The sequence below is a fragment of the Micromonospora sp. BS32 genome, from assembly GCF_059089345.1.
The window spans coordinates 154,073-166,935 of record NZ_JBSSHR010000012.1 but is presented as its reverse complement, the minus strand read 5'-3'; the positions used below and the strand labels follow the sequence as shown (position 1 = coordinate 166,935).

The following is a 12,863-nucleotide window of genomic DNA, read 5'->3' as shown; positions in this document are numbered from 1 at the left end:
GGTCAGCCGACGGTCGACCCGAAGACCTCGTCCCGGACGGCGTCCAGGGCGGTCCGCAGCGCGCCACGCAGGATCGGCTCCTCGGTGAGGCCGGTCGGCACCACCCGGGGACGGACCAGGGTGATCGCGGCGACCTCGTGCTGCACCCGCTCCGCCAGGGCCACGCCGCCGGCCTGGCCGACATCGCCGGCCAGCACCACCAGCGGCGGGTCCAGCACCACACAGGTGCTGGCCACCCCGAGGGCGAGTCGCCGGGCCAGCTCGTCGAGGACCGGCTCGCCGGCGGTCCCGGCGGCGATGGCCGCCCGTACCGCCCCGGCGGCGTCCTCGTGCTCGAACCCGTGCTCCCGGGCCACCGCCCGGACCGCGTCCGCGCCGGCGAGCTGCTGGAACGCGGGCTTGGCCCGGCGGGAGACGTCCCGCGGGATCGGCACCCCGGGCACCGGCAGGTAGCCGATCTCGCCGGCCGCGCCGCTGCTGCCGTGGTGCAGCCGGCCACCCAGCATGATCGCCAGGCCCACGCCGGCGCCCACCCAGACCAGAACGAAGTCGGCCACGCCCTGCGCCGCGCCGGACTGCGCCTCGGCGACGGCGGCCAGGTTGACGTCGTTCTCGAAGACGACCGGGGTGTGCAGGTCCTCCCGGAGGGCGGCGAGCAGGCCGCGGTGCCAGCGGGGCAGGTTGAAGGCGAACGTGATGTCGCCACTGGCCGGGTCCACCAGGCCGGGGGTGCCCAGCACCACCCGTCGTACGCTGGCCAGCTGCGCGCCGGCGCTGCTGGCCGCCTGCACCACCGCGTTGTGCACCACGCCCACCGGGTCGTCGGTGTCGCGGGTGGACTGCTCGACCCGGCCGATGACCGCCCCGGTGATGTCGGCGCACGCGGCGACCACCCGCTCCGCCCCCACGTCCACGCCGACGACGTGCGCGCTGCCCGGCCGTACGGCGTAGAGCTGAGCGTTCGGGCCCCGCCCGCCGGCCTGCTCGCCGACCCGGGCGACCAGGCCGCGCTCCTCCAGCCGCTCCACCAGCTGCGAGGCGGTGACCTTGGACAGCCCGGTCAGCTCACCGAGCCGGGCGCGGGTCAGCGGACCGCGTTCGAGCAGCAGCTCCAGGGCGGCGCGGTCGTTGAGCGCCCGCAACAGGCGGGGGGTGCCGGGCAGCCGGGTCGCACTCATGACACGTCCTCTGGTTTCCGTCGACTTCTTGACCACATAGCTCTGGTAAGGGGTGCCCGTAGCGTATCGGCCACCCCGCCACGCGGAACTCGGACGACCCGTCCACCGCGATGCGACACTCGTGCCGTCCGGCACCGAAAGGGGGACTCACGTGGGCCTGGATCCAGGACTGCGCCGGCTCGCGCTCGGCACGCTGCTCGCCGCGTACCCGGGACCGGTGCCGCCGGACTGGGCGGTCGCGCTGGTGGCCGAGGGACTGGCCGGGCACACCCTGTTCGGCACCAACGTCCACGATCCGGCCCAGGTGGCGGCGAGCACCGCCGCGCTACGGGCCGGCCGATCCGACGTGCTGGTCGCGATCGACGAGGAGGGCGGCGACGTCACCCGGTTGGCGCACGCCACCGGCAGCCCGTACCCCGGCAACGCCGCGCTCGGCGCGGTCGACGACCCGGCGCTCACCCGCGCGGTCTACGCCGCCATCGGCGCCGAACTGGCCGCGCTCGGCGTCACCGTCAATCTGGCCCCGACGGTCGACGTCAACACCGCCGACGAGAACCCGGTGATCGGCACCCGCTCGTTCGGCGCCGATCCGGCCCGGGTGGCCGCGCACTCGGCCGCCGCCGTGCGGGGCCTCCAGTCCGTCGGGGTCGCCGCCTGCGCCAAACACTTTCCGGGGCACGGCGCCACCGTCGCCGACTCCCATCACGAGCTGCCCACCGTGGACGTGTCGCCGGCCCTGCTGCGCGAGCGGGACCTGCCCCCCTTCGCCGCGGTGATCGAGGCCGGCACCCGGGCGATCATGACGGCGCACATCCGGGTGCCGGCGCTCACCGGGGAGGGGCCGGCCACGTTCAGCCGAGCCGTCCTGGTCGACCTGCTGCGCGACGAGTACGGCTTCACCGGCACGGTGATCACCGACGCGCTGGAGATGAAGGGCGCCGCGCTGGCCGCCGGCGGGGTGGGGCCGGCCGCGGTCCGCGCGCTGGCCGCCGGCGCCGACCTGCTCTGCGTTGGCGCCAAGGTGGACGCCACGCTGGTCGAGCGGGTGGCCGCCGAGATCGTCGAGGCGATCTCGGGCGGCCGGCTGGACCGGTCCCGGGTGGAGGAGGCGGCCGGCCGGGCCGCCGCGCTCGCCGCTTCGACCCGGGCCGCCGAGCCACCCGCCCCGGGCCCCGACGGCCTCGGGTACGACGCCGCCCGCCGGGCCCTGCGGGTGGAGGGCGACATCACCGGGCTGGGCCGGGCACTGGTGGTGCAGTTGCACACCGCCTCCACCATCGCCGAGGGCCGGGTGCCGTGGGGCCTGGGCCCGCACCTCGCGGCCGCCGAGGAGGTCCGGGTGATCGCCGCCGAGACCGACCCGATCGCGCTGGGTCAACTCGCCGCCGGGCGCCCGATCGTGCTGGTCGGACGGCACCTGCACCGGCTGCCGGGCGGCGCCGAGCTGGTCGACGCGCTGGCCGCGGCGTACCCGGTGACAGTGGTGGAGATGGGCTGGCCGGGCCGGTGGCGGCCGACCGGGGCGCGGGCCTTCGTGACGACGTTCGGCGCGAGCCACGCCAACGGGCGGGCCGCCGCGGAGGCGCTCGGGCTCACCCGCTGACCCGGGCGCGGTCAGGGGCGCCGGCAGGGGCCGCCCGGGGCGGTCCCGTCCGGGTCACCGTGGGGAAAGTCCGAGCAGGGCGTCGACGGCGGTGATCCGCAGCACCCGCGCCACCACCGGTTGCGGGTCGGCGATGCGGAGGCTGGCACCCCGGCCGACCGCCTCGGCCGCGCCGCCCAGCAGGGCGGCCACGCCGGTGGAGTCGATGAACGTGACGCCGGCGAGGTCGACCACGATCTCGACCAGGTCGGGCCGGTCGAGGACGTCGTCGAGGGCCCGCTCCAGGACGCCGACGCTGGCCATCTCGAGCTCGCCCACGGGCCGGAGCACCGCCCGGCCGGGCTCCGCGTGCGAGGTCCGCATCTGCATGGCCGTCCCCACCGCTGAAAGGTTCACGGCGCCGATCGCCGCGGCCCGACCATACCGGGGCCGCGCCGGCGTCGGCCAGCGCCGACCGGCCGCCCACTCTTGAACGCGTTCAACTTCTACCCTACGCTGAGCTTGTCCTTGATTTGAACGTGTTCAAGAGAGGCGTCGAGATGGACGTGAAGGTCTGGATGTACCTGGCCTACCTGGTCGTCAGCATCGGGCTGACGATCTGGGTCGCCCGGGCCCTGTCCCGCAACGGGCTGGTCTTCCTGGAGGACGTCTTCGCCGAACCGCGGCTGGCCAACGCGGTGAACAGCCTCCTGGTCGTCGGCTTCTACCTGCTCAACCTCGGCTACGTCACGGTGGCGATGAAGCACGAGGAGCCGGTGGCATCGGCGAGCCAGGCGATGGAGGAGCTCTCCCTCAAGATCGGCCTGGTGCTGCTGGTCCTCGGCGCGCTGCACTTCTTCAACGTCTTCGCCCTCAACCGGTACCGCCGCAGCCGACTCCGCCAGTTCGCCACCCACCCGCCGCTCGCCCCGGCCGGTCGGCTGCCGGTGCCGCCCGGCCCCGCGTACGCCGGTCCCGAGTTCGCCGGCCCCGGCCCGCAGCCGAGCGGACCCGGCGCGGGACCGGCCCGCCCGGCCCCGCCGACGCCGGCGCGATGAGCGTCCCGCCGACCGGCGGCGCGGGGGAAGCCCTCGCGGACCCCACCGGGCACGGGGCCGGTGGGGTCCGCGGGTTCACCGTCCTCTACGACGCGCACTGCCCGCTCTGCCGGGCCGCCCGGCGCTGGCTAGCCGGCCGGCCGCAGCTCGTACCCCTGGAGTTCGTGCCGGCCGGTTCCGCCGCGGCCCGGCGGCGCTTCCCCGGCCTAAACCACGACGCGACGCTGCGGGATCTGACCGTGGTGGCCGACACCGGCGAGGTGTACGCCGGGGACGGCGCCTGGCTGGCCTGCCTCTGGGCGCTGGCCGACCACCGGGCCCGGGCCGAGCGGTTGGCCCGACCGCACCTGCTGCCGCTCGCCCGGCGGGTGGTGTCGGCCGCCTCCTCGGTCCGTGAACTGGTCCGCGAACCCTGGCCCGACCCGGGATACGGTGACGACGATGAGCGAGCAGACTGCGCCGACGACCGGTGCCGGCGCCCCGACGACCGGCGAGACGGCGACCCTGCGTGGTGAGCAGACCCGCCAGCTGATCCTGGACACCGCGCTGCGGTTGTTCCGGGAGCGCGGGTACGCCCGGACCACCATGCGCGCCATCGCCCAGGAGGCCGGCGTGGCGGTGGGTAACGCCTACTACTACTTCGGCTCGAAGGACCACCTGATCCAGGAGTTCTACGCGGAGACCCAGGTCGAGCACCGCGCCGCCGCCGCGGCGGTGCTCGACCGGGAGCGTGGCTTCGCCGGGCGGCTGGGCGGGGTGCTGCACGCCGGCGTCGACGTGCTCACCCCGTACCACGAGTTCGCCGGGACCTTCTTCAAGACCGCGGCCGACCCGGAGTCGCCGCTGAGCCCCTTCTCCACCGAGTCGTCCTCGCCGCGGCACGCGTCGATCGCGCTGTTCCGCGAGGTGCTGGAGGGCTCCACCGCCCGGGTCGACCCGGACCTGCGCGCCGAGCTGCCGGAGCTGCTCTGGCTGGCGTACATGGGAGTGGTCCTCTACTGGGTGCACGACCGGTCGCCGGGGCAGGCCCGGACGCGACAGCTGATCGACGGGGCGGTGCCGCTCGTGGACCGGCTGGTGGGGCTCACCCGGCTGCGCGTGCTGCGCCCGGTCACCGGTCAGGTGCTCACCCTGATCCGCACGCTGCGTCACTGAGCCCACGAAGGGTGCCGAGTTGCTCCGCCGCAGCTCAAGTCCACTACCGGACAAGCAGAAACAACCGTTGAACCCTTGCTCGCAAGTCCGTCCGTACGTAGCGTGACGACCATCAGGACTGGCCGGCGGGAGCGCCGGCTCACGGAGGGGCCTGGGGAAGGCTGCGGACCGTGGTATCCGGCCCGGGATCCACGGTCCGCGCCCGCCGTCCCGGGCCGCGCCAGGCGGCCCCGGGACGGCGGTGGTTCAGCGCTGCGCCCTTCGAGGCGAATCCGCCGCATCCGCATGGCCGGTCACGGCGGGTACACCCCGTACGACCACCAGCCACGGTCGGGGAAGCCGGCCGCCTCCGCCACCCGGGCGGACGCGACGTTGCCCGGGTCGTTCCGGTAGGTCGGCACGGCGCCCTCGTCGAGCACCCGGCGGGCCGCCTGGGCGACCAGCCGGCGACCCAATCCCCGGCCGCGTGCTCCCGGCACCGTCCCGACCGCCAGCTCGTGCCCGTAGGCGTCGTGCCGCTTGATCCCCACCCCGGCCAGGTAGCCGCCGTTGTTGTCCCGGACCACCAGCACCTCCCGGTCGAACAGGTGCAGCCAGCCCGGGAACCCGGGATCGGTCGGCGCGGTCCACTCCCCCACGTCAGGCAGCGGAGCCGGGGCGAGACACCACCGGAACGTGTCCCGGTGCAGCGCCCACTCCGGCTGGCCGACGGCGGCCGGGAGCCCGGCGAGCAGCTCGGGCTCCGGCCGCCGGCTCAGCGCCCGGATCGCCTCGACCCGCTCCGGCGGCACCGAGAGCACCGTGCTGCCGCCGGCCCGGACCGCGATCGCCGGGCGGAGCCGCCCGTCCCAGGCCGGTCGCCCGCGCCGCCGGGAGCTGACGACGTGCAGCCCGGGCCCGGCCGGCCACTGGCCCAACCAGGTGACCAGGTGCAGGTAGAGACGCCGGTCCAGCACCGGATCACACCTCCTCCGCCCGCCCGGGGCACGGCTCTCACGACATGATCACCGTACGCCGGACCGGAGCGCGCGGTGCACCCTTCAGTGGTGCACGGCGTCGCCTTCGGGCACCTCGGCCGCGCCGTGCGCCGCAGGGTCGTGGTGGTAGCGGTGCACCACCGCGTGGCCCCGGCCGCGGCCGATCAACGCCCGGTTGACGGGCACGGTCACCAGGAAGGCCACCGCGAGCGCCAGCACCAGGCTGATCCAGAAGAGCGGACTGGTCAGGCCCGCCTCCATCGCGCCGGGGATGGCGAGGACGATGGCGTTGTCGACCACCTCCATCACCGTGATGCTCACCGTGTCGGCGGCCAGCGCCACCCCGACGGCCGCGCGCAGCGGCACGCCGGAGCGGAGCACCGGCCGGATGGTGAGCGAGTAGCCAAAGACGAAGGCCAGGGCCACCGCCAGCACGACGGTGGGCAGGGTGGACCAGCCCAGCGCGGTGCCGATCACCATGCCGAGCACCTCGCCGATCGCGCAGCCAGTGAGGCAGTGCAGGGTCGCCGCGACCGCCAGTCGGGTCAGATTCACGTTCTCCATGTCGCCACCGTATACCCCCTAGGGGTATCAGCCAAGGGGACCGCCGGAGGGGTTGGGATGCCGGTACGGCGGGTAGGCGTACCGAAGAACACCGATGGGTCGACCCGAACGGCCGACTGGACACCGGAACCAGAGGCATCGATCGTGCGTCATATCTATTTCCATACATGTACAAGTTTCTTTGGGACGGTAAGGGCATGCCGAATCAGCCGAACGACCGGTACCAGCAGGACACCGAACGGGCCTGGCGGGTGGCCGAGGCCGCCGGGCGGTTCCCGGCCCAGCCGCGGTACCGCGAAGCCCGGGCCGGACGGGCCACCAACGCGCCGCTCTCCTGGAGCGACCTCAACAGCCTGCCGGCCGGCACCTCGTCCCGGCGCGGCCTGACCGCCCGCTGACCCGACGGGACGCCGCACGGGAAGGCGGCGACACACCGGGACCGTCCCACCGGGGCATTCGCACACCTGTCGGGTAGCGTCTTGTGGTCCGAAACCCGGTCCACCGACAGGAGAAGCTCAGCGCATGGGCAAGAAGACGATCCACGTCTCCGACTTCAGCGGCGAGGTGCTGCGACCCGACGACGAGGTGGTCAAGGTCGTCGTGCTGGAGCACCCCGACCTGGTGGCCGGGCCCGTACAGCTGGACGCCACCCCGGTCGAGGTGGAGGCCATCGACGACGCGGCCCTCGACGTGGCGGTGGTGGAGATCCACGACCGCCACGGTCACGGCGAACCGCGCCGGGTGGTGCTCACCGCCAGCGAGTTCGACGCGATGGCCACCGACGTGCCGATGGCGCAACTACTGAGGACGGCCGAGCGGGTCCGCCCGCCCAAGGCACGCAAGAACGCGGAGAAGGTCGACTACGGCACCATCGAGCACGCGGGTCGGCCGCACCGGGGCCGGGTCACCGAGGAGGAGGCCCGGCTGGTCCGGGAGCGGCTCGACGAGGTCAACAAGCGCCTCGCCGACGCGGGCATCCGGCAGGTCGACCCGGCCGACCCGGAGCACGCCGCCCGGTACGGCTTCCCCACCACCGCCTGACCCGTCCCACGGTCAGGCCGACACGACACCGCCGGTGACCGGGCGTCCCGGTCGCCGGCGGTTCGTCGCGTGGGCGGTGGATCGTGGCCGTCGGCGTCGGGTCAGCGCTGAATCGTGATCGCGGCGAGGGTGGCGACGATCCAGTCCTCCACCGCCGACTTCCCCAGGCCCAGTCCGGAGAGCACGCCCGAGCCGTCCTCCTGCTCCAGCAGCGCGAGCAGGACGTGCTCGGTGCCGACGTAGTTGTGCCCGAGCCGCAGCGCCTCCCGGAAGGTGAGCTCCAGGGCCTTCTTGGCCTGCGCGTCGAACGGGATCAGGGCGGGCACCTGCTCGGCCGGCGGTGGCAGGGCGGCACTGGCCGCCTCCCGCACCCGCTCCAGCGGTACGCCCTCGGCGACGATCGCCCGGGCGGCGAGGGCCTCCGGCTCGGCGAGCAGCCCGAGCACCAGGTGTTCGGGGCGGATCTCGGCCTGACTGCCGCTCCGGGCCTCGTTCTGCGCGGCTATGACCACGTTGCGGGCCCGGGGGGTGAAGCGGCTGAAGCCGGCGCTCGGGTCGAGGGTGGCCGCCGCATCGGCCTTGGCGGCGGAGCGCTTCTGGGCGGCCTGCTTGCTGACCCCCATGCTGTTGCCGATCTCCGTCCAGGAGGCCCCGGACCGTCGGGCCTGGTCGACGAAGTGGCCGATCAGGTGGTCGGCGAGTTCGCCGAGGTGGTCGGCCGCGATCACCGCGTCGGTGAGCTGGTCGAGTGCGTCGGTGTGTGCCTTCTTGATCGCCCCGATCAGATCGTCGAGACGCACGGGATTGGTCACCTGGATTGGCTCCGTCATGCGTCAACCATAGGTTGACGGTCGCCGTGCGTCAACCACCGGTTGACGATCACGGCGCGGCCGCGCGTCCCCGGCTGTCGGGGACACGCGGCCGCGTGGTCGGAACGGTCAGCGTCCCGCCGGAACCGCCACCAGTTCCCGGGCGGCCTCGCGGGCGGGTGCCGGCCGACGACGGTTCACCGGGCGGCGCGGCGACGGCACGACCAGCGCCGCCAGCAGGGCGGCCAGGGCGAGCCCGGTCAGCACCAGGAAGCCCAGGGTGAAGCCGGCCTCCCGGGGCAGCCCGTTCGCCTGCGGGTGCGCGGTGATCACGCCGCTCACCACGGCCGCGCCGATCGCGCCGCCGATGGTGCGGATGTTCGCGTTCATGCCGGTCGCCACGCCGGTCTGCCCGGCCGGCACGTTGCCCACGATCAGGTTGGCCATCGAGGCGAAGGCCAGCCCGATACCGAGGCCGACCAGGGCGCCGGCGATCCCGACCTCCCAGCGGGTGTCGTGCGCCACAGTCAGCATCGCGGCGGCGAGCACGTTGAAGGCGGCTCCCGTGGCGAGCTGCGCCTTCGGGCTGAAGCCCGACTCCAGCCGGCCGGCGAGGAGACCGGCGACGAACATCGCGACCAGCATCGGCAGCATGAGCAGGCCGGCCTGGGTGATGCTGGCGCCGAAGCCGTAGCCGGCCACGGTCGGGGTCTGCACGAACTGGGGCAGGAACGCGTAGACGGAGAACATCGACGCGCCGTAGAGCAGGGCGACCAGGTTCGTCGTCCAGACGCCGGGCAGCCGCATCATCCGCATGTCGATCAGCGGGTTGCGGGAGCGGACCTCGGTGACCAGCCAGCCGGCGAAGAGCACCGCGGCCAGCGCCAGCAGGCCGAGCACCCGGCCCGAGCTCCAGCCCCAGGCGGCACCCTTGCTGATCGGCAGCAGCAGGGCGACCAGCCAGCCGGAGAGCAGCAGGGTGGCCCGCCAGTCGATGCGTCCGGCGGTGCGCACGGGCGACTCGGGCACGAAGAGGTGCGCGGCGACGGCGGTCAGGCCGACGACGGCCATCGGGATCCAGAACAGCCAGCGGTAGTCGAGGGCGGTGACGATCGGGCCGGCGAGCACGACGCCCAGCCCGCCGCCGGCGGCGACGATCGCCGAGATGGCGGCGACCGCGGAGGAGACCCGCGCGGCGGGGAACTCGTCGCGGATGATCCCGAACGAGAGCGGGAAGACGGCGCCGCCAACGCCCTGGACCACCCGGGCGGCGATCAGCACGCCGATGCTCGGCGCCACGGCGGCCAGCAGACAGCCGAAGGCGAGCGCGGCGAGGGAGACGACCAGCATCCGCTCCTTGCCGACCATGTCGCCCACCCGGCCCAGGATCGGCGTGAAGATCGACGCGGAGAGCAGGTATGCGGTCAGCACCCAGGTGACGGTGTTCTGGGAGGTGTGCAGGTCGTGCTGGATGGTCGGCAGTACCGGGGTGATCAACGACTGGAGCAGCGAGAAGGACCCGGCCCCGGCGGCCAGCACGAGGAAGGTGAGCCGGCGCGAGCCGCGTCGGACGCTCTCTGTCACAGCAGGAACTCCAATATCAGGTACGGGTGAGCGGGTCGTCGCGGACGACGGTCGAGCGGAGGTCTGGGCGACGTCGGGCATGAGGGCTCCTCGGTCGGGGCGGGTGGGGCCGGTCGCCTGCGCGGCGTCGACGGCGCGGAATCCCGGGGTAAGCTATCCGGAGGCAAGGCTCCGGTCAGTTCCGGAGGGGTGCCTCCACTAAGCTAGCGGAGGGTTGCCTCCGTTTGCAACCGAGGTGAGGTGACGTACGTCATGACCGGCGCGGGGCAGGCTTCCGACGTCTTCGCGCGACGGCCCAAGCGGGCCGACGCCCGACGCAACTACGAGGCCCTGATCGCGGCGGCCCGCGAGGTGTTCGCCGAGGCCGGCGCCGCCGCCTCGCTGGAGGAGGTGGCCCGCCGCGCCGGGGTGGGCATCGGCACCCTCTACCGGAACTTCCCCACCCGGAGGGACCTCTTCGAGGCCCTCTACGTCGAGGAGGTCCGGGAGCTCAGCCGGTCCGCCGCCGACCTGGGCGACCTGCCCCCGTGGGACGCCCTCGTCGCCTGGCTGCACCGCTTCATCGGCTACGTCGCCACCAAGCGGGCCCTCGCCGAGGAGCTGGTGCACGACTCCGAGGTCTTCCGCAGCTGCCGGACCGAGATCTACACCGCGGGCGAGCCGATGATGCGCCGCGCCCAGGCGGCCGGGGCGGTCCGCGACGACATCAGCTTCGACGACGTGGTCCGGCTGCTCAGCGGCCTCACCATGGCCCAGTTCCCACAGCCGGAGCAGCGCGACCGGGTGCTCGGCATCGCCCTCGACGGGCTGCGCCCCCCGACCTCACGCTGACGCGGCCCGACGCCCCCGAGGTCGCCCGCATGCCGAACGATTTCACCGCAACGGTCCGACATGCGTTCCGGGTGTCCCACCAGAGGTCGAGTACCCCGCTCGAGTCCCGCTCCGGCGCCGGCGTCCACGTGGTGGGCACGATCGACGGGCGGACGGCGTACCTCAAGGTCACGCCGGCCACGCTGGGGCCGCAGGCGATCGCGGCCGCCCGGCGGGAACTGCGCTTCTACCAGGACCTCGCGCCGCTCGCGCCGGTACGCACGCCGCGGCTCCTGAACCGCCTGGACGCCGAAGACGGTGTGGCCGCGCTGTTCGAAGCGGCGGGCGACACCGTGGACGCTGCGACGTGGACGGCGCGGATGTGGGCGGACCTCGGCGCGGGGCTGGCCGGCCTGCACGACATGCCGTTGCCGACGGGTGGCGACTGGAGTCGCCCCGACGCGTTGCGGACGGCGCTCACCGACCCGGACACGGACCGGATCACCGCCTTCTGGGCTCCCACGCTCCCTCAGCTCGCCGCGCTCCTCGATCGGCGCGTCGAGTTCGCCGAGCAGCTCGACGCGCTGCCGCCGGTCCTCGTCCACGGCGACTGCCACCCGGGCAACCTCCTGCACTCCGCCGGCTCACTGGTGTTCTGCGACTGGCAGGCGGCCGGCATCGGCAGGCCCACCGCGGACCTCGCCTTTCCCAGCGTCCGGGCCACACCCCACGGCACCATGGTTCCCCCGGTGCTGGTCGACGCGTACCTGGATGCTCGGCAGGTCGACCGCCCCGTGCTGGAACGCGCGCTCCTGGCGGAGGAACTCGCCATCCTCGTCTTCCTGTGGCCGCCGTTCGCGGCGCTCAACAGCTCGGTGGGAGTCGCCCGCGTCCGTCGGCGGGCCCGCGTCCTCGCCGAGCAGTGGCACGACTGAGACACCGGGCGGCGGTGGCACTCGACGCCCGGTCCTGCCGGGATCAGCGGACATCGACCCGTATGGTGGTGCCGTGATCACCTGCGTCGTGCATTACACCATCGACCCCGCGCAGATCGAGGCGTTCGAACGCTTCGCCCGCGCGTGGATGCGGCTGGTGGCCAAGCACGGTGGTGTGCACCACGGCTACTTCCTGCCCGCCGAGGGAGCCAGCGACCAGGCCGAAGCGCTGTTCAGCTTCGAAAGCCTGGCAGCCTACGAGCGTTACCGGGCACAGTTCGGCAACGACCCGGAGTTCGTCGCGGCCGACCACATCCGTGACGACTCCGGTTGCGTCCTGCGGTACGAGCGCACGTTCATGCGACCGCTCCTGCCGACCAATTGAACGCGCACTTTTCTGCCGCCATGAGCACGGTCACGCCGAGGTGAGTGTGGCCGGGCCCGGCGCGCCGACCACACTCCCCACCGTCCGTGCCGTCAGCCGATGACCGAACCGACGAGTTGGCGCCCGCCGTTGATCTAGTGGAAGTGCGCGGGGGTTCTCGGTCACGGGTCGAGGGCTAATCTCTGGGCCATGTCCGCCCCCGTGCAGCGTCCGCTGCTGTTCCTTGACGTGGACGGCACCCTCATCCCGTTCGGAACGCCACCGGCGGCACCGCCGGGCACGCCGCGCCACCAAACCCACCTACAGGTTCCACCGGACGACGCCCATCCGTTGCTGCACAGGGTCGAGCCGGAACACGGCCGCCTGCTGTCCGCCCTGTCCTGTGATCTCGTGTGGGCGACGACGTGGATGAGTGACGCGAACGACGTACTGGCTCCGCTGCTCGGACTGCCGGCCCTGCCGGTCGTGGACTGGCCCGACTCAGACGAGGACGGCGCCCTGCACTGGAAGACCCGCGGCCTGGTCGAGTGGGCGCAGGGGCGTCCCTTCGTGTGGGTAGATGACGAGATCTCCCCTATCGATCGCGTCTGGGTGTCCGCCCATCACCACGGCCTGGCCCTGCTGCATCGGGTCGACCCTCGTCACGGCCTGACCGAACGCGACTTCACTGTCATCAAAGACTGGCTCGAACAGGTGTAACGCCACGAGCTTCACCCGCCCGCCGCCGCCTTGATGATCAGCGACGGTGGGGATCGACTCGCCTCGTCATGAACACAACAGACAGT

The 12,863-nt window shown here is 73.4% G+C and carries 16 protein-coding genes; 10 read left to right on the top strand and 6 right to left on the bottom strand.

What is annotated here, in order from left to right:
* Positions 1-2: 2 nt before the first annotated feature.
* Positions 3-1,178 (bottom strand): ROK family transcriptional regulator, encoded by a 1,176-nt coding sequence (locus tag AC5RWQ_RS19360; protein WP_494284106.1) that lies wholly within the window; start codon positions 1,176-1,178, stop codon positions 3-5.
* A 151-nt stretch (positions 1,179-1,329) separates the two neighbouring features.
* Between AC5RWQ_RS19360 and AC5RWQ_RS19355 the strand changes: the two genes are divergently transcribed.
* Positions 1,330-2,781 (top strand): glycoside hydrolase family 3 N-terminal domain-containing protein, encoded by a 1,452-nt coding sequence (locus AC5RWQ_RS19355; RefSeq protein WP_494284105.1) that lies wholly within the window; start codon positions 1,330-1,332, stop codon positions 2,779-2,781.
* 54 nt (positions 2,782-2,835) lie between these two features.
* Here the strand turns inward: AC5RWQ_RS19355 and AC5RWQ_RS19350 are convergent, their stop codons facing one another.
* A complete protein-coding gene (locus AC5RWQ_RS19350; RefSeq protein ID WP_494284104.1) occupies positions 2,836-3,150 on the bottom strand; it encodes an STAS domain-containing protein in 315 nt (104 codons plus the stop codon).
* 149 nt (positions 3,151-3,299) lie between these two features.
* Here AC5RWQ_RS19350 and AC5RWQ_RS19345 point away from each other — a divergent pair, with 149 nt between their 5' ends.
* The 3 genes from AC5RWQ_RS19345 to AC5RWQ_RS19335 are packed head-to-tail and all read left to right on the top strand — an operon-like array spanning position 3,300 to position 4,973.
* Positions 3,300-3,818: a hypothetical protein gene (locus AC5RWQ_RS19345; protein ID WP_494284103.1), complete on the top strand. Its 519-nt coding sequence runs from the start codon at positions 3,300-3,302 to the stop codon at positions 3,816-3,818.
* Positions 3,815-4,333, top strand: a complete 519-nt coding sequence (locus tag AC5RWQ_RS19340) for a thiol-disulfide oxidoreductase DCC family protein (protein WP_494284102.1) — start codon at positions 3,815-3,817, stop codon at positions 4,331-4,333. The genes AC5RWQ_RS19345 and AC5RWQ_RS19340 overlap by 4 nt, the downstream gene beginning before the upstream one ends.
* A complete protein-coding gene (locus AC5RWQ_RS19335; RefSeq protein WP_494284101.1) occupies positions 4,260-4,973 on the top strand; it encodes a TetR family transcriptional regulator in 714 nt (237 codons plus the stop codon). Before AC5RWQ_RS19340 ends, AC5RWQ_RS19335 begins: the two co-directional genes overlap by 74 nt.
* A gap of 293 nt (positions 4,974-5,266) precedes the next feature.
* On the opposite strand, the gene AC5RWQ_RS19330 is transcribed toward AC5RWQ_RS19335, so the two are convergent.
* Together AC5RWQ_RS19330 and AC5RWQ_RS19325 are read right to left on the bottom strand one after the other, a co-directional pair.
* A complete protein-coding gene (locus tag AC5RWQ_RS19330; protein WP_494284100.1) occupies positions 5,267-5,929 on the bottom strand; it encodes a GNAT family N-acetyltransferase in 663 nt (220 codons plus the stop codon).
* 84 nt (positions 5,930-6,013) lie between these two features.
* On the bottom strand, positions 6,014-6,514 hold the full coding sequence (locus AC5RWQ_RS19325; RefSeq protein ID WP_494284099.1) for a DUF4396 domain-containing protein: 501 nt from the start codon (positions 6,512-6,514) through the stop codon (positions 6,014-6,016).
* Positions 6,515-6,711: 197 nt separating this feature from the next.
* Here AC5RWQ_RS19325 and AC5RWQ_RS19320 point away from each other — a divergent pair, with 197 nt between their 5' ends.
* Positions 6,712-6,912, top strand: a complete 201-nt coding sequence (locus AC5RWQ_RS19320; protein ID WP_494284098.1) for a DNA repair protein — start codon at positions 6,712-6,714, stop codon at positions 6,910-6,912.
* Positions 6,913-7,036: 124 nt separating this feature from the next.
* Positions 7,037-7,555: a hypothetical protein gene (locus AC5RWQ_RS19315; RefSeq protein WP_494284097.1), complete on the top strand. Its 519-nt coding sequence runs from the start codon at positions 7,037-7,039 to the stop codon at positions 7,553-7,555.
* Between the two features lie 101 nt (positions 7,556-7,656).
* Here the strand turns inward: AC5RWQ_RS19315 and AC5RWQ_RS19310 are convergent, their stop codons facing one another.
* Entirely contained in the window at positions 7,657-8,385 is a 729-nt protein-coding gene (locus AC5RWQ_RS19310) for a Clp protease N-terminal domain-containing protein (RefSeq protein WP_494284096.1), read from the bottom strand.
* Positions 8,386-8,493: 108 nt separating this feature from the next.
* Entirely contained in the window at positions 8,494-9,948 is a 1,455-nt protein-coding gene (locus AC5RWQ_RS19305; RefSeq protein ID WP_494284095.1) for an MFS transporter, read from the bottom strand.
* A gap of 252 nt (positions 9,949-10,200) precedes the next feature.
* Here AC5RWQ_RS19305 and AC5RWQ_RS19300 point away from each other — a divergent pair, with 252 nt between their 5' ends.
* The 4 genes from AC5RWQ_RS19300 to AC5RWQ_RS19285 all read left to right on the top strand — a co-directional run bounded on the left by AC5RWQ_RS19300 (position 10,201) and on the right by AC5RWQ_RS19285 (position 12,777).
* Positions 10,201-10,779: a TetR/AcrR family transcriptional regulator gene (locus AC5RWQ_RS19300; RefSeq protein ID WP_420884076.1), complete on the top strand. Its 579-nt coding sequence runs from the start codon at positions 10,201-10,203 to the stop codon at positions 10,777-10,779.
* Positions 10,780-10,808: 29 nt separating this feature from the next.
* Positions 10,809-11,693 carry an aminoglycoside phosphotransferase family protein gene (locus AC5RWQ_RS19295; protein WP_494284094.1) on the top strand — a complete coding sequence of 295 codons (885 nt, stop codon included), beginning with the start codon at positions 10,809-10,811 and terminating at the stop codon, positions 11,691-11,693.
* Between the two features lie 73 nt (positions 11,694-11,766).
* The gene (locus tag AC5RWQ_RS19290) at positions 11,767-12,078 is read left to right on the top strand and encodes an NIPSNAP family protein (protein WP_494284093.1); all 312 of its coding nucleotides are present in this window, start codon (positions 11,767-11,769) and stop codon (positions 12,076-12,078) included.
* 189 nt (positions 12,079-12,267) lie between these two features.
* Positions 12,268-12,777, top strand: coding sequence for an HAD domain-containing protein (locus AC5RWQ_RS19285; RefSeq protein ID WP_494284092.1), 510 nt, complete (start codon positions 12,268-12,270; stop codon positions 12,775-12,777).
* Positions 12,778-12,863 lie beyond the last annotated feature (86 nt).